Raw genomic sequence first — 16,916 nt, forward strand, 5'->3', positions numbered from 1 at the left:
AGCACAACTTTTACAGACGAGACTGCGTCTATAGACTTATTATGCAGAAGATACCAATCCACTTGAGAAGAAAGGCAGGATTGCCATGAATATAATTATCCGGAAAATCCGACTTTTAGGTATGCTATCAACAATTGCTGTAACTGCAGTTACTGCAGTATTTGGCTTACCTTCTATTAACGTAACTGCCGCCGGTGCAACTTCAACTTCTGGTTCAGCAGCAGTGGCAACCAGTACCGCTTCAGCGGCTTCCAAACTGTCAGGGATTCAACAAATCGTAGCCTCCGCGGGGTTCTGGGGCGGAAGTTCATTTGCACTTGGTAAGGATGGTTCCGTATGGGTTTGGGGCAGCAATGTATATGGCCAATTCGCAAATGGCACTGCCGGGCCTCAGGGCTGGACCATTACTCCACACCGTATAGAGGCGCTGGACCATACCCGGCAGCTATTGATTGGATATGGATATTATCTGGCGCTGCGTGAAGAGGGGACGGTGACGGTGTGGGGGGCATATGCCAAGGAAGATAACATTTCGGTTAACCAGCAAAGTGTGGTTCAGCAGCCGCAGACTATACCGGGGTTAACCGACATCGTCAAGATTACCTCAAATACAGGAGGCATGCTGGCTCTGAAAAAAGACGGCACATTGCTGCAGTGGACAGCTCCGGACAGAACGGCTGCTGGTTATGCTGTAATTCCTCCGGCAAATCCCGTTAAGGGTATAAGCGGTGTAAATGATATCGCAGGGGGCGCTTTTCAAGCGGCACTAAAGGATAATGGCACACTGTGGGTGTGGCAACCGGCCTCAGGAGTAGCACCTAGCAAGACATTGCCCCTGTCGCCAACTCCAGTAAGCAATCTGTATCATGTGAAATCCATTGTGATGGATGGGGCTAGCCTGCTTGCAGTGACAAAAAGCGGGACGGTGTGGGGGAGCGTGGACGGCGATGTCCATGATCTATCCAAGTTAGTTGTGAAGAAAATGGCCGGATTAAGCGGTATTGTCAACATAGATACAGGAAATGGCTTCAATGTTGTCCGCAACAAGAAAGGAGAATATTGGCTGTGGACATCTGGTACCCACTTGAGCTCATTACAAAAAGTTACTTCCCTTAACGGACTAGCAAAGCTTAGTTTGGGGTTAGATGGGTTCGTTGGAGTGAAGAAGGATGGTACCGTCTGGACCTGGGGTAAGAACTATGCAACTGACTCCAAGCTGACATTCACGACCCCTAAGCAAATCAAAGGTCTTCAGTCTCCGGTATCCATCACGTCAGGGGAGAACAGCAGATACGCGGTGCTTAAGGATGGAACTGCAGTAGCCTGGGGAACGAACATGTTCGGCCAGCTGGGCATCAGTGTGCTCGAATCACGGCCGTTCAGGCTGTCGCCGATTCTAAAACCGATTACGCTAGTCGTTAATGGAAAGACACTTGAAGCCGAGCAGCCGCCGATCTATGCTAATGGAAGATTAATGCTGCCGGTCCGTGCCATATCGGAGAGTCTGGGCTATACGGTTGCATGGGACGGAGGCACAAAGCTCACGAGAAACGGCAAGTCTCTGCTGATCCGCGAGAGCCAGATCCAGTTAGCTGACGGCAATCGTATTGCAATGACCCCGCTGCCGGTAAAAGTCAGCTATACGGAGCTGGTACCGGCCTCTGCGCTGATTCAGTCTCTCAGACTTTCGGTGATTTGGGATAGTAAGAACTCTATCCTTACTTTACGGGAAGCAGGCAATACGGAATGAACCGCCGGATAACCCATACGGGAACAGACTCGTTTCAAAGGCAGTCAAGCTGACTGCAAGGCTGAATTGACAGACAATAACTTAGGATTTAAGCTGGGGGTATATCTGCAGATTAGCATAGGGGTTTTCTGTTTTCAGCCTGCATAACTGATCGTACTCTATACTTATGGGAGAAGGATGATTCATGGAATCAGGAAGGGCTACAGCCGGCTTACGTCCTTTGGGGCAATCCGCATTATTGGTGTCACCGCTTGGACTGGGGTGCTGGCAATTCAGCCGGGGTAAAGGCATTGTCGGGAAGTATTGGAGCAATCTGGAGGATGCGGATATTCTGGAAATTGTCCGGGTGAGTCTGGAGGGGGGCATGAATTGGGTTGATACTGCGGAGATTTATGGCGGCGGGAAATCGGAGGAAGCTCTGGCCCATGTACTGGATCAGTTGAAGAGGGAGAACAGTCCCCATGCCACGCCTCTGATTGCAACCAAATGGTGGCCGCTGTTCCGCACCGCTAATTCCATTACTTCCACGATTGATGAACGGATTCGCTCCCTTGGCGGGCGGGATATCGATTTGTACCAGATTCATCAGCCTTTTTCCCTCTCTTCGATCGCGAGTGAGATGAAAGCGATGGCCGGGCTAGTGCAAACTGGCAAGATCCGTAACATCGGGGTTAGCAACTATTCGGCTAAACAGATGACAGAAGCCCACCGGCTGCTTCGCCAATATGGCTTGAACCTTGTCTCCAACCAAGTGAAATACAATCTGCTGGACCGGAAAATTGACCGGAATGGAACGATGGCGGCGGCTAAAGAGCTTGGGATTTCGATTATTGCCTACTCTCCGCTGCAGCAGGGCATCCTGACCGGACGCTTCCACCAGGACCCTGCGCAGATCCAGGCAATATCGCGTATGCGAAGAATGCAGTCTGGACTGGACGAGAAGGGACTGGCCCGCAGCAAGCCATTAATAGAGAGCCTGAAGGGACTGGCAGTGAAGTATGGAGTGACTCCTGGCCAAATTGCCCTTAACTGGCTGATATATTACAACGGGGACACGGTAGTTGCTATTCCAGGGGCTTCCAAGGTCCGGCATGCACAGGAGAATATCGGAGCCATGAGCTTCCGGCTTGAGCAAGACGAGCTTGAGCATCTGAACGAAGTCTCCTGGTCAGCTCAGAAATAATGAACACGAATGAGTAAAGGCCTCTTATGATACAGACTTTTTCAGCCTCCATTCTGCTTAGCGGATACGGAGGTTTTTATTTTTTTCCTTAATGTGAAATAAAACTGTTTAGGATTGGAAGGTAAGGGGTAATTAAGGGATAAGATGATGCGCAGATACGCAAATATGGTCGAACCTATTCAAGGAGGTTGAACTTAAATGAGTATGACAGTACATAATCTTATGGCCTATAATCATCAATATTTCAGACCTCAACCTGTAGCTGATCCGAAGCCGCAAAGATCCGATGACAAAACTCTGAGCTTTCAGGATATTCTGAGTGAGAAAATGAAGGCGCATGGCGGATTGAAGAAATAACTGCATAAATCCAGCAAACCTATAACGCTTAAAAAGATAGGGGCTGTCCCATAAGTAGAATTTTCTACGAGTGGGAAAGTTCTTTTTAAAAAATCGTAAAACGAAAGAAGAGCAGTGATTCTCCCACTACTGGAGAATTGCTGCTCTTCGTTTTTGGTCTTTGGTTGCTTGCTCCAGCAGGGTGTAGGCGTAGACGATGATTTTCTGGAATATCTTCTTTCTGATCCACTCTCCAAGCAAAGTTGGTCCATGGTATATTAAATGTACAAAAGAAACCTATCCTTGATTTAAAATGGTTGTGCACTTCCATTTTACCAAAGAAAGGTTTCTTTATTTATGATTTTAGAAGGATTGCAGATAGGGTTCCCACTTAAACAGCGGAGAGAACGGAATGATTGTGGAAAAGCGAAGCATTCGCCTTGGTCTCCGGATTTTCACCGCTAAGGGAATGAAAAAAATCTGGAGACCTCAGCGATTGGAACAACGTTTCGTTCACGGAGCGTCCTCACCAAGCGCAACCGTCTATCCAACTCTTGAAACAAAGAGCGTACCATCATTTCATGGCTTATGCGACAGCTCTTTTGAGCATAATCAAATGTGAATTTGTTAAAGCGGCTAAGGTCTAACCTCAAAAAACTGGCATCTGCTGCGGGAATAATAGGTTAAGTCGCTGACCCGGGATTGAATCACCACATCCGAATCGGTGAAGCGGACGACGGTCGCTCCGGAATTCACCAGATGGTCATCCTCGAAGACTCGAACCGGCAGTTTGCGGTCAACGGCTTCCTGGAGATCGCTGTCGGTCAGCAAAGGGCGGTTGATAGGCATGATAATACTCTCCTTTTGTAAAATATAAGGATCTGGATGGGTGAAGGATAGAAATAAAAATAGTATACCTGTGTGCCGCACATAAATCCAGAGTGAACACAAAGCTGAATAACCACTATCGTAAATATTTCCACCATAAATCAGAAGTTTGCCTCCTCAAAAAATCGGATTGCCTACTGTACACTAAATATTGTAAGAGAAACCTTTGAAAGGGGTACAGAGGAATGAGAAAAGCAAAGCACCTGGCAGTGTCACTTGCCGCCGTTCTGCTCGTAGGTTCACTGGCAGGATGCGGAGGGAACAACAACGCCGGGAATGACACTAAAAAAGAAAATGCGGGTAACAACGCAGCAAGTACAAATGCTCCGGCAACCGAAAAGGCTGCAGATCCTGCTGAAAAGATTGAGCTCTCCTTCTGGACGCTTGGCAATGTCAACTATGAAGAGTTGGCGAACCAATACACTAAGGATCATCCGAACATTACCATTAAGGTTCAAAACACCGGTGACCAGACCGCTCACCACAATAACCTGACGACAGCATTGTCCGCGGGTTCGGGAGCACCGGATATTTTCCAACTCGAAATCGGTTTCATGGAACGTTTCCTGGGAGCTCAGGATAAATTCTACAACCTGAACGATTATGGCGCGAAGGATATTCAAGCCAATTATCTGGACTGGAAATGGAAACAAGCCTCTTCTGTGGATGGCAGCTTCCAACTGGGTCTTCCAACAGATATCGGACCTACCGTTGTATACTACCGCACGGACTTGGCTAAGGATGCCGGATTACCGGATGATCCTGACGGCTTCGGCGCTGCTATTGATACCTGGGATAAATTCGCTACGGTTGCTAAAGCGTTCAAAGACAAAACCGGCAAGCCGTTTGTGGATCTGACGGATCTGACTTATAACGCTCTGCGCGACCAGTCCGCTGACGAAATTTACTTCAGCAAAGCTGACGGCAAATTCATCGGTGACACGAATCCGCAGGTGAAGAAAGCTTATGATTTCACGGTTAAGGGCATTCAGGAAGGCTGGATCAGCAATGTAATGCTGTGGTCCCCTGAGTGGGGTCAAGGTATGAGTGACGGTTCCTTTGCAGTGGTTATGGGACCTGCATGGATGGCCGGCAACATTAAGAGCAACGCACCGGACTCTTCCGGAAAATGGAAAATCGCCCAGCTTCCTGAAGGTGCCGGCAACTGGGGCGGATCGTTCATCACCCTGCCAAAGGAAGGCAAGCATCCTAAGGAAGCTTATGACTTCATCCAATGGCTTGTCAATAAAGACAACCAGCTCGAATCGTTCAAGACTAAGGGTCTGATGCCTTCCATTCCTGCACTGTATGAAGATCCTGCATTTAAGGACTTCAAGGATGATTTCTTCGGCGGCCAGCAGACTGCGGTTGAATTCGGTAAATCAGCAAACCGTGTAAAACCTGTCTACTACGGTCCTCTGCATGACCAGACCGATACGTTCTTCAAGAACGCCCTGAAAAACGTGCTGGAGAAGAAAGCTGATCCGGCCAAAGAGTGGGATGAAGCTGTGAAACAGGCGAAGACTCTGGCAGAACGCGGCTAAGTCTTTCAATGAAGTTGTCATGACCGTCCGGATTCATGGGGGTAGTATCCTCCTTGAATCCGGATTTAAAAACGTTATATTCCCTGGAGGTGTGACATGGCTGAGCCCGTACTCGCGAGTCCACATGCCGAGAGCAAACGACCTTTTTTAACTGAACAAAGACGGAGCCGCATTACTGCATATACCTTTATTTCTCCTTTCTTTATTCTGTTCTCGATATTTGGACTGTACCCAATCTTTTTCACGATTTATTTATCCTTTTTCAAGTGGGATGCACTGGGTCCCATGAAGTATGTCGGCATGAAAAACTATGATCTGGTGACGAGCGACCCCACCTTCTGGATCTCTTTCACCAACACGCTCATTATGGGCCTCATGGGAACGGTGCCGCAGATTATTCTGGCGCTGCTGCTGGCGGTACTCCTGCATTCCGGGATGACCCGGTTCAAAAAAACATTCCGTATTCTCTATTTTATGCCGAACATCACTTCTATCGTTGCCGTTACGCTGGTATTCAGCACGCTGTTCGGCAATAACGGGATGATCAACTGGATGCTGAATGGACTGGGCCTAGACAGCGTAGCCTTCAACTCCGGGTGGTGGGGCGTTAAAATTGCCATTTCGTCGATGGTCATGTGGCGCTGGACGGGCTACAACGCGATTATCTTCCTCTCCGGTCTACAGAGTATTCCGATGGATCTGTATGAAGCGGCCCGTATTGATGGAGCGAGCAGAAGACAGCAGCTTACGTTCATTACACTGCCGCTGCTGCGTCCGTTCATTATTTTTGTTACCCTTCTATCAACGATTGGCGCCCTGCAGCTGTTCACGGAGCCATATGTATTCCTGGGCCAATCCGGAACCGGCTCGACACGGCAGGAAGGGATTACGATGGTAACCTATCTGTATAGTGAAGCCTTCCGTAATGGATTCTTTGGTACGGCGGCGGCTACGGCAGTTCTGCTGTTCCTCGTCACGATTATTTTCTCCTTGCTTAATATGCTGGTCTCAAGCCGCATGGGTGGAGATACAGGAGGGAAAAAAGCGTGAGTACACTGCGTATGTTCAAAAAAAATCCGGATGATCTCGGCCTTTTCGGCAAATTCTGGTTCTATGTTTTGTTGATTCTCGGGGCGCTGGTATCCATCTTTCCGTTTTACTGGATGTTTGTGGTGGGTACCAATGACAAAGGTGCTGTCTTTCATGTGCCGCCGCTGCTGACTATCGGAGATCAGTTCGTCGACAACTTCAAGCGTGTACTGGATAAAGCGGATTTCTTCCAGGCGCTGGGGAACTCTCTGTTTGTTTCGTCGATGGTGACGATCTCGGTCGTGTTCTTCTGCACACTGGCCGGCTATGCATTTGCCAAATATGAATTTCCGTTCAAAAATGTACTGTTCTACTTTGTCATTGCCACCCTGTTTGTGCCGCAGCAGTTGGGTGTACTGCCAACCTATGTTATTATGGCAAAGCTCCACTGGATCGACAGCTTCAAAGCGCTGATTGTGCCGGCGATGGTTAATGCCTTCGGGATCTTCTGGATGCGTCAATACATTTCTACAGCCGTACATACGGAGCTGATTGAAGCCGGCCGCATTGATGGCGGGGGGCATTTCCGCATCTTTTGGAACATTGCGATTCCGGTCATTACTCCGGCAATGGCTACACTTGGCATTCTGAACTTCATGACCGTGTGGAATGATTTCTTCTGGCCTCTCGTCGTTCTGAAGAATAAAGAGCATTATACCATTCAGATTGCCCTCCAGCAGCTGTTTACCACACGTGACGGTCTGGATTATGGAATGATTATGTCCGCCACCTTCACCGCAACGCTGCCGCTGCTGGTTGTGTTCCTGCTCTTTAGCCGCTGGGTCATTGCCGGACTGACGTCGGGTGCAATCAAGAGTTAACAGGAAATAAGGATTGCCGTGAAGAATAATAAGGACATAGGACAGCAGGAGGAAGGGAATGATTTATGAAGCTCCGCCGCAAAATATTGTTCGCTATTATTCTTCTCGTGTTCATCCCCGTCATTGTGATGGGAAGTGTGACCTACGTTAATTTTTCCAATGCCATGGAGAAGAAATCCAGCAATTTCTACTGGATCTCACTTCTGGAGACGGACCGCAAACTGAAATTCGCACTCAGTGAAATTTCATCCATAACCAATTCGGCCATTACGCAGCCGGCGATTCAGCAGTCACTGAAGCAGCCGGATTTTGTGCTGACATATGACCGTAAGCAGGAGATTAACAATCTGCTGATCAACCATCCGATGATTACTTCCTTTAGTTTGTATGGCAAGGACCGTTTATTGTATCAATATAACGCACCAATGTCCTTTGCTGACATGCGGAAACAGGTCTGGTATGGGGCAATGGAGAGCGCGGAGGGGCGCCCCGTCTGGTCAGGTCCAGGGGAGAACGGCTCAGAATCTTCGGGTAACCCTGTGCTGGTGCAGGCCAGAATTATTAAGGATTATTATTCCCTGGAGGATATCGGCTATCTGGTGGTGTATGTGAAACCGGATTTGCTGGATCAGATTTTCTGGGAAGCTGCCACACTGAAAAAAGGAGATATTCTGCTGGTGAACAAGCAGGGGAACACCGTCTTTACCAAATCCGGAGAGCATATCGGGCAACGCACGGATTTTCCTTTTTTACAGGACAACTATTCCCAGGATGAGGACTATTACATCGACAATTATCAAGGGGAGAAATCACTGATTACTTTCCTGCCTTCACATAATGCAGACTGGTATTTGGCAGCGATTACACCGATGAATCTGATTTCTTCAGAGTCCGTGTCGATCCGCAATATTGCGCTCATACTAGGTGCGGTTTCATTAATATCCGCGTTTTTGTTTGACCATTATTTTGTCCGCCGGCTTGTGCGCAGCATCAACAGTGCAGTGAACGGCATGAAACGGGTAAAGCAGGGTATTTTTACACCCATAACCATACCTCCCCGGGCCGATGATGAAAGCGATTCACTGATTGACGGCTTCAACCGGATGAGCGCACAGATCGTGGAACTGATTGAGCAGGTGCAGACAGAGCAGGGCCGTAAGAAGGAAGCAGAAATGCAGGCGTTGATGGCGCAGATTAACCCGCATTTTATCTATAATTCACTGGAATCGATCAACTCCATGGCTGTACTGGCAGGAAACCGGGATATTAGCAAAATGGTCGTCTCTCTCGGCAAGCTGCTGCGGATCAGCATCAGCCAGAATCAGGAACTGATTCCGCTGCATATGGAATTTGAGCATGTCCGCCATTATCTGGATATTCAGAAATTCCGTTTTGAAGACAAATTCTCTTATGCGCTGGAGCTGCCGGATTCTCTGAAATACCTGATGACCCAGAAGCTTATTGTCCAGCCGATTGTCGAAAATGCTCTGTACCATGCCATTGAACAAATGGAGGAGCATGGAGTGATTACAATCTCTGCGGAGGAGATGGGAAAGGATCTGATTATTATTGTCAAGGACAACGGCCCGGGCTTTGATCTTGCCACGCTGATGAGTCTGTGGAACAAGGAACGCATGAATCCGAAAAAATACAGCGACAGTGGGGTTGGACTAAAAAATGTGCATGAACGCCTGAAGATCCGGTTCGGCAATCCTTACGGCATTGTAGTCTGTTCCTCCCCTGGTTTCGGGTCAATAATTTGTATCCGTATTCCGAGAATTCAGCCATGACGGGAGCGGATGGAGTGACTAGAAAGCAGATTGTCCAAAGATGGTTGATGAAACGGGGCTGGATTATTCTCTATATTGGCCTGATGTCGGGAGCGGTTCTCTTTATTATGCAAGGCAGAAGGGAACCGATTGAGGACAATGCCCAGGAGAAAATCACCCTCACCTTCCGCCATTTCTGGATTAAGGAGCATGACCGGCCATTACTGGCTATTTTCGAAGAGGTGGTAGAGGAGTATCAGCAGGAGCATCCCAATGTCAAAGTGAATTTCGAAGGACTGGACCAGACCATCCACCGCGAGCAGAAGCTGAAGAGCGAAATGGTTACCGGCACCCCCCCGGATATGTTCGTGTTATTCGGAGGGGCCGAGATCGAGCCTTATGTCCGTTCCAACCGCTTGATGGATTTGACGGATTTCGCCCAGATGAATGGCTTGAAGGATCAGTTCAAGGATCTTCACCTGTGGACGTTCAATAATAATCATATCTACGGACTGCCGATTGAAGGCAATGCAGAGCCACTGTATTATAACCGGACGATCTTCAACAAGCTGGGCATTAAGGTTCCAGAGACGCTGGCTGAACTGGATGAAGTAATCCTCCAATTGAAGCAGGCGGGCTACATTCCCTTTGCGCTCGGCAATGAAGACCGCTGGCCCGCCGGGATATTTGCCCATTATTTAATGGACCGCTTCGCCGGTCCGGATCTAATCCAGAAGCTGGTCACCGGCAAGGATGGAGCCAGCTTTGAGAACAGCTATTATAAGCAGGCGTTCCGGCATCTTGGCCAATGGATCGGTGAGGAGGCATTTAGCCCGCATTCCAATGATACCTCCCCGGAAAATGCAGTCGGGCTGTTCACAAGCGGGCAGGCTGCCATGTATTTGAACGGCAACTGGGATATTAACCTGTTCTCAGGGGAGAAAGCACCTGCGGATTTCCAGAACGAGGTAGGGGTTATTCCATTCCCGGCTTTGAACAGCGGTGAGGAAGCCTCTATCGCAGGCGGGTATACCATCGGAATCGGATTGTCCTCCAGCTTGACTGGAACCAAACGGGAAGCGGCACTTGCGCTGATGAAAGGATTTTATACCCAAGAGATACAGAGACGGATCGTGTACGAAGGCTTAAGAATTCCGTCCATGCGGATTACCATTGATCCGAATAAGACAGGGCCGGTATTTGCCCAGGTCATGGAGATGATGGAGAACAATCAGCAGAGTTTCGTGCCCTACGATAATCTGCTGTCACCGGAGGTCAAGAAAACATTCCTGAGTATCATAGAAGAGATGATTGATGGCGGCTTGCAGGGCGATGCGGCATTGAAGCAGCTGCAGGCCTCATCGGAGCAGTACTGGAAATTGATTCGGAGCTCGGCCATACAATAAGCCTGGGGGGTCATGAGATGGGTGCAACACAGGTGAATTATAAAGTGCTGCTGGTGGATGATGAACCGATCATTCTGCGAAGCTTGAAGGTGGCCATCCCTTGGGAGGAACTGGGCCTTACGATTGTGGGAGAAGCAAGGAATGGAGAAGTGGCGTTGCGATTGATTGAGGAGACAGAACCTAACATCATCATCAGCGATATCCGCATGCCGGTCCTTGATGGCATTGCGCTGATGAAGGAGGTGCTGCCGCGCAGCAGTAAGCTGATCTTTATCTTCATAAGTGGTTATGGGGAATTTGAATATGCCCGGGAGGCGCTGCGGCAGGGGGCATTTGATTATTTGCTGAAACCGATTGATCACGAAGAATTGACCGAGATGCTCACCCGGGCCAGAGCAAGACTCGACCACCAGAAGGAAAATGAACAACTGCTGCTTTCAGTGCAGACCTTATCCATGCTGGCCCGTGAGCGGATGTTCGCTGAATTCACGCTCGGTCATCCGCGTCCGCTTCAGCATCTCAAATGGCTGGAGAACAGCGAGCTGGAGTGTGAATATTTCATGGCGGTGGTCCGGCTTGATCATTATGCTTCTCTGACCGCCCAATGGAGTGTGGAGGAGAAGCGCCTCTGGCTGTTCGCGGTGCGGAACATTCTGGAAGAGTGGTCGCTGGAAAATGGAGTGCTGTCCGTGTTCCCGTTCTATAACGGAGAATGGATTCTACTCTTTCCCGGAAATCTTAGTGCAGGCAGAAAAGAACTTGGCGAGCAGCTGACCGCCGGGATTAAAAGATATTCCAAGCTGGAATGTTCTGTAGGCATCAGCCGTACCACACAGGGGATTAATCAATTGAGCACTGTGTACCCCCTGGCCTGCAAAGCACTGTACCAGCGGTTTTATTCGGGTCAGGCAGGTGTGTTCCTCGATGAGGAGACCTTGCCTGGCGGGAGCCGGGAAGTGAAATATCCGAAGGAGCTGGAGCTTGCCCTGATTGAGAGTATCCGGACCCTGGATCTTGAGCGGATGCTATCCTTATTCGATGAAATGGCTGATTTTATTGAAGCGCAGGGATTGCCGCAGGAGCTTGCAGAGAGACTGATCATTGAGATGATTGTGGTGCTGTACCGGCAATTTGAACATCTGAATATGCATACAGACTGGTCATTAGAAGGTTTGCTCAGCAGACTGCACGGTCTTGGCACGCTGTCGGCGATGATTGCTGCACTCAAAATGGAATTCCGCGAGTGGATGCTGGAGAGCCATAAATCGGCCTCCCGTGAGGATGGCCGGAGTATAGTGGAGAAGTCCAAACGGTATATTGAGGCTAACTATCACAAGGATCTCAGCATAGAAGAGGTTGCGGAGGTTGCGGATCTGAGCATCAGCCACTTTTGCACACTGTTCAAACAAATCTCCGGCTATACCTTCCTGGAGTTCGTAACCCATTGCCGGATGGAGAAGGCCAAATATATTTTGCAGAACAGCAACGTGAAGGTCTATCAGGTCGCGCCGCTTGTCGGCTATCAGGACCCGCGCTACTTTACCCAAGTATTCAAAAAAGCCACCGGCAATACCCCAACGGAATACCGTGAGGCGAATTCCCGGCAGGCGAATTAGAAGTTGTCATTGAAGTTTGCGCTCTTGATTCAATCATTTCCCCATAACGAATCCCGTGATATATTAATGTATTTCAATTGCTTCATACCATTGAGAAAATCAGGTTTTCGATGGATCATACACATTCCTAAGTTCAAGCTTTGCAGGTACTTCAGCTTCACTAACTGGGGCGGCAGCTCATGGATCGAGGTATATTGAATGATAAGCTGCTCCAGGTGCTCCAGCTCTCCAATTTCCGGCGGGATACGGTTTAAGCTGATCTCTTCCTTCGGCTTGGCCTGATACCCGGGAGTCGGCCGATCCGAGCTTGCACAATAGATGTATAGCTCTCTCAGGTTCTTCAGCCTAGCTATTGACGCGGGAATACTCTCTAAATCAGCCGTCATGATTTTCAAGCGTTCCAGCTTGCTTAATTCGAACAGCCCTTCGGGTAGACGATAAAGGTCCTGTTCAAAAATTTTCAGATCACGCAGTTCTGTCAGCTCCCGGATTCGTTCAGGCAGCTCTGTCAGTCTATGTCCACTGATGTACAGCCAGTCGGTTTTATGTTTAATGGCGTCATCTAGCAGATGATCCAGGTCCCGGTGAGATTGTAATTCCAAAAAAAGCCCAGTAATCCGATCCATCAGTCCGATGGCTTCATCCTCCGTTACGTCCATACCATACATATGTTCATGCACAACTGAATACAGATAGTCTCCGCCGCCTTCTTTCAGGAAACACAGGTCTTCCGGCAGGCTAGGATAGATCCAGTCCGACAAGCGGTTTGCCATTTGCTTCAGCAGGTCTCCGCTTTCTTCGCAGCATCTATAAAAATAGTAGGTTCCCGCAGAATAAAAGGCACGACTGCGATAGGACTTTCCCATTTGTATAACATCATCCATATTATTACCTTGGATTACGATTGTCTTCACCAGATAAGGTTTCAGTGCTTCCAATACTCCTCTGTAACGGCCATGTACTACATCCGCCGCAATCTTCTCCCCAAGCACAAACCATTTCGAGTTCCGAATTGCCAAATCGATTACCTGCTCATACGCTTTGTCTCTAGGGTCTGTATACAGTCGCATCCTTAAATCTCCATTCTGATTCAAAGTAATGATATTTCTATTCCAATGATACCACTAATCGGAATGTGGGTATGACATTTGTCATACAGCGTCATTGATGTTTATGCCTTTCTGGGATGACACATACTACTCTATAATGAAGATAGATGAATGTATCCGTTAACTGAAACATCCGAGGAGGAAACGAACTAGATGACTACAAACCAGACATCCCAGCTCTCCAGCCTGAAAAAAAGTATGGCCCCCTTTGAAAAAACAAATCAGAGTGCGAGTATCAGACAATTGATCAATACCCTCGTTCCGCTTGTGCTTTTATGGATGGCTGCCTATTTCAGTCTGTCCGTATCCTACTGGCTTACGCTTGTATTCGCGGTCCCGGCAGCCGGGTTTGTGATCCGCACCTTTATTATTTTCCATGACTGCTGCCATGGCTCGTTCTTCAAAAACCGCAAAGCCAATGATATCATCGGCACGATTACGGGCGTATTAACGCTTGTCCCCTACCGCCAGTGGAAGCATAGCCATTCCATCCATCATGCGGGGAGCAGCAATCTCGACAAGCGGGGAATCGGCGATATCTGGATTATGACGGTAGAGGAATATATTGCTGCGAAGCCATTGAAACGCCTGTACTACCGCATCTACCGCAATCCGCTGATTATGTTCGTGGTCGGACCGATCGCCGTCTTCCTGATTCAATACCGTTTCAATGCTAAAGGTGCAAGACGCAAGGAACGGATGAACACCTATTTGACCAACGTTTCCATTGCCGCACTTTATGCTTCGCTCATCTGGGCGATGGGCTGGCAGGCTTTTCTGATGGTGCAGCTGCCGATTGTATTTGTTTCCGGCTTTCTCGGCATTTGGCTGTTCTATGTGCAGCATCAATTCGAGGATTCCTACTTTGAGCATGAAGAGGAATGGAGTTATGTATCAGCCGCGGTAGAAGGCAGTTCGTATTATAAACTGCCGAAGGTGCTGCAATGGATTACCGGCAATATCGGATTTCACCATGTTCATCATCTGAGTCCGAAGGTGCCGAACTATAATCTAGAGCTGGCACATAATGCATCCACACCGCTGCAGCACGCAACAACGATTACCATTGGAACCAGCCTGAAGGCGCTGCATTTCCGCTTATGGGATGAAGAGAATAAAGGTTTTGTAGGTTTCAGGGAGATCAAGGCGAGAATGAAACAGCCGGAGACGGCAGTAGAAGGTCTGAAAGTCATCAAACCCGGATTCCAGAGCGAATAGAATATATAGTAGAGAAAGACGAAGCCGGAGAACATCAAAGCCGCCGCTCCGCTTTCTCTTTTTTTGCCGCATATTGTTGGAAAGCGCAGTGTTTATGCTAAAATGGGGGTACAATCTTGCAGGCAAAAAGGATGGCTGACATGCAGAAGTGGCATCATATTTTCCACAAAAGTACCGGTCTTAGCCCTTATGTATGGGTCATATTTTACATTCTCCCGTTTTATTTCATCTTCCGCTCCGCATCGGTGAATCAGAACCAGTGGGTCTATGGAATCGTTATGATATTGGTCTTTTTTGCCTGTTATGTCCTCTCGTTCAAATCAAAGGGATGGGTAGTCTATTTCTGGACCAGTGTGCAGATCGTGGTCTCGATCACAATGACTCTGCTGTTTGGATATATGTACTTTGCTTTGTTCATTGCTTTTTTTATCGGGAATATTCAGAAAAGAGCCGGTTTTTTCACTCTGTATTCGATTCACCTGCTGACCACCATCGTTGCCATCAACTATGAGCTGATTACTGGGAATTCTGTGTTCATCTCACAGATTCCGTTCGTTCTGGTGAGTATGATCGCTGTAGTGCTGCTGCCCGCGACAACCTACAACCGTAACAACCAGGATAAGTTGCAGGGTCAGCTGGAGGATGCCAACAAACGGATTTCTGAGCTGGTGATCATAGAGGAGCGGCAGCGGATTGCCCGGGATCTGCACGATACACTGGGTCAGAAACTGTCGCTGATCGGCCTCAAAAGCGATCTGGCCGGCAAATTGGTTCACAAAAATCCGGCGCAGGCTGTACTAGAGATAAATGATGTCCGACAGACCGCCAGAAGTGCGCTTAAGGAAGTCAGGGAGATGGTAACGCAAATGCGCGGAATCCGCCTGGAGGATGAACTGGTACGTATCCGTCAACTGCTGGGGGCAGCAGAGATAGAATTCCAGCTGGAGGGCAATCCAAAGCTAACCAATACCTCCCTGATTACGGAGAATGTGCTGAGCATGTGTCTCAAGGAAGCCATTACTAATGTGGTAAAGCATAGTAAAGCCACACTCTGCCAGGTGCGGATTGAACCGTCACGGACCGACCTGCAGATTATGATAAAGGATAACGGCACGGGAACCCGGGGAATCAACCTGTATGACAAGGGTCACGGACTGCAGGGAATGAGAGAGCGGCTTGAATTTGTGAACGGTAGTATGGATGTATTGCAAGATCAAGGAACGACGCTTGTCATTAAGGTGCCGAACGTCTTTAAGCAGCCGGAACTGGAGGTAAAGGTACAATGATCAAAATAGTCATCGCTGAGGATCAGCGCATGCTGCTGGGTGCACTCGCTTCCCTGCTAGATCTCGAAGAAGATATGCAGGTAGTGGGCCGGGCAGGCAACGGGGAAGAGGCCGTCAAGCTGGTACGACAGCACAAGCCGAATATTTGCATCATGGATATTGAGATGCCGGCGATGAGCGGTCTCGAAGCTGCGGAGGTCCTGAAGGATTCCGGCTGTAAAATAATGATTTTGACCACTTTTGCCCGGGCGGGGTATTTCGAACGGGCCGTCAAAGCCGGTGTAAATGCTTATCTGTTGAAAGACAGTCCGAGTGAAGAGTTAGCACTCTCTATCCGGAGTGTGATGGCCGGCAAACGGCTCTATGCGCCCGAACTGATGGATGAGGCTTACAGCAACGAAGCCAATCCCCTGACCCAGCGGGAGAAGGAAGTGCTTGGACTCATTGCCGATGGCAAAAATACGAAAGAGATCGCCAGCCAGCTCTATATCACAACCGGAACGGTGCGCAACTATATATCGGTCATTCTTGACAAGCTGGACGTAGGGAACCGGATTGAAGCCATCACCAGATTTAAGGAAAAAGGCTGGTTTAAATAAACAGAAATGACGCGGGGACTCATAGAGTCTCTTTTTTTATGTTGTAAGTCTATAATCGTGTCCAACTGTCCAGGTTTTAAATTGACGCTGATTTCTTCAAATAATCTACTGTCAATATTTTTGCATTGACAAGACTATGTTCCTGTTTTTTAGGTAAAACCGTGTGCCGGATTGGAACCCGTGGAGATTTTTGTTAAGATAAATGCAAACATGTGATCTTATCCCTGGATTTGGGTAATGAAGTACATGTGTTCATATTACACGTTATATCAGCAGCTGATCTGCCACATAATTCAGTCGGG

Annotated in this window: 14 protein-coding genes; 12 read left to right on the plus strand and 2 right to left on the minus strand. The window is 48.5% G+C overall.

The genetic code is table 11. From position 1 onward, the window contains the following. The first annotated feature begins 121 nt into the window (after nt 1–121). From ACTJKB_RS19825 to ACTJKB_RS19835, 3 genes are all read left to right on the plus strand, one after another. Nucleotides 122–1,750, plus strand: coding sequence for a stalk domain-containing protein (locus ACTJKB_RS19825; protein WP_440836105.1), 1,629 nt, complete (start codon nt 122–124; stop codon nt 1,748–1,750). A gap of 184 nt (nt 1,751–1,934) precedes the next feature. Continuing rightward, a complete protein-coding gene (locus ACTJKB_RS19830; RefSeq protein WP_440836106.1) occupies nt 1,935–2,933 on the plus strand; it encodes an aldo/keto reductase in 999 nt (332 codons plus the stop codon). Nucleotides 2,934–3,131: 198 nt separating this feature from the next. Continuing rightward, nucleotides 3,132–3,290 carry a hypothetical protein gene (locus ACTJKB_RS19835; protein WP_440836107.1) on the plus strand — a complete coding sequence of 53 codons (159 nt, stop codon included), beginning with the start codon at nt 3,132–3,134 and terminating at the stop codon, nt 3,288–3,290. Nucleotides 3,291–3,905: 615 nt separating this feature from the next. Here ACTJKB_RS19835 and ACTJKB_RS19840 read toward each other — a convergent pair. Beyond that, nucleotides 3,906–4,118 carry a hypothetical protein gene (locus ACTJKB_RS19840; protein WP_074113647.1) on the minus strand — a complete coding sequence of 71 codons (213 nt, stop codon included), beginning with the start codon at nt 4,116–4,118 and terminating at the stop codon, nt 3,906–3,908. A 224-nt stretch (nt 4,119–4,342) separates the two neighbouring features. On the opposite strand from ACTJKB_RS19840, the gene ACTJKB_RS19845 reads away from it, so the two are divergent. The 6 genes from ACTJKB_RS19845 (at nt 4,343) to ACTJKB_RS19870 (ending at nt 12,402) form a co-directional block, all read left to right on the plus strand. Then, on the plus strand, nt 4,343–5,701 hold the full coding sequence (locus ACTJKB_RS19845; protein WP_440836108.1) for an extracellular solute-binding protein: 1,359 nt from the start codon (nt 4,343–4,345) through the stop codon (nt 5,699–5,701). 96 nt (nt 5,702–5,797) lie between these two features. After that, a complete protein-coding gene (locus ACTJKB_RS19850; RefSeq protein WP_074088651.1) occupies nt 5,798–6,751 on the plus strand; it encodes a carbohydrate ABC transporter permease in 954 nt (317 codons plus the stop codon). Between the two features lie 11 nt (nt 6,752–6,762). Next, a complete protein-coding gene (locus ACTJKB_RS19855; RefSeq protein ID WP_440836345.1) occupies nt 6,763–7,611 on the plus strand; it encodes a carbohydrate ABC transporter permease in 849 nt (282 codons plus the stop codon). Nucleotides 7,612–7,676: 65 nt separating this feature from the next. Further along, complete coding sequence (locus tag ACTJKB_RS19860) at nt 7,677–9,401, plus strand: cache domain-containing sensor histidine kinase (RefSeq protein WP_440836109.1); 1,725 nt, start codon at nt 7,677–7,679, stop codon at nt 9,399–9,401. Between the two features lie 47 nt (nt 9,402–9,448). Then, a complete protein-coding gene (locus ACTJKB_RS19865; RefSeq protein WP_440836346.1) occupies nt 9,449–10,786 on the plus strand; it encodes an ABC transporter substrate-binding protein in 1,338 nt (445 codons plus the stop codon). Between the two features lie 17 nt (nt 10,787–10,803). Further along, nucleotides 10,804–12,402: a response regulator transcription factor gene (locus tag ACTJKB_RS19870; RefSeq protein ID WP_440836110.1), complete on the plus strand. Its 1,599-nt coding sequence runs from the start codon at nt 10,804–10,806 to the stop codon at nt 12,400–12,402. A 29-nt stretch (nt 12,403–12,431) separates the two neighbouring features. Here ACTJKB_RS19870 and ACTJKB_RS19875 read toward each other — a convergent pair whose 3' ends face one another. After that, nucleotides 12,432–13,472, minus strand: a complete 1,041-nt coding sequence (locus ACTJKB_RS19875; protein ID WP_440836111.1) for a leucine-rich repeat domain-containing protein — start codon at nt 13,470–13,472, stop codon at nt 12,432–12,434. Between the two features lie 192 nt (nt 13,473–13,664). On the opposite strand from ACTJKB_RS19875, the gene ACTJKB_RS19880 reads away from it, so the two are divergent. The 3 genes from ACTJKB_RS19880 to ACTJKB_RS19890 all read left to right on the plus strand — a co-directional run bounded on the left by ACTJKB_RS19880 (nt 13,665) and on the right by ACTJKB_RS19890 (nt 16,614). Next, entirely contained in the window at nt 13,665–14,729 is a 1,065-nt protein-coding gene (locus tag ACTJKB_RS19880) for a fatty acid desaturase (protein WP_440836112.1), read from the plus strand. Nucleotides 14,730–14,869: 140 nt separating this feature from the next. After that, nucleotides 14,870–16,015 carry a sensor histidine kinase gene (locus ACTJKB_RS19885; protein WP_440836347.1) on the plus strand — a complete coding sequence of 382 codons (1,146 nt, stop codon included), beginning with the start codon at nt 14,870–14,872 and terminating at the stop codon, nt 16,013–16,015. Beyond that, the gene (locus ACTJKB_RS19890; protein WP_440836113.1) at nt 16,012–16,614 is read left to right on the plus strand and encodes a response regulator; all 603 of its coding nucleotides are present in this window, start codon (nt 16,012–16,014) and stop codon (nt 16,612–16,614) included. The genes ACTJKB_RS19885 and ACTJKB_RS19890 overlap by 4 nt, the downstream gene beginning before the upstream one ends. Nucleotides 16,615–16,916: the final 302 nt, after the last annotated feature.

The sequence above is a fragment of the Paenibacillus sp. 22594 genome, assembly GCF_052044425.1.
Classification (GTDB): Bacteria; Bacillota; Bacilli; order Paenibacillales; family Paenibacillaceae; genus Paenibacillus_AQ.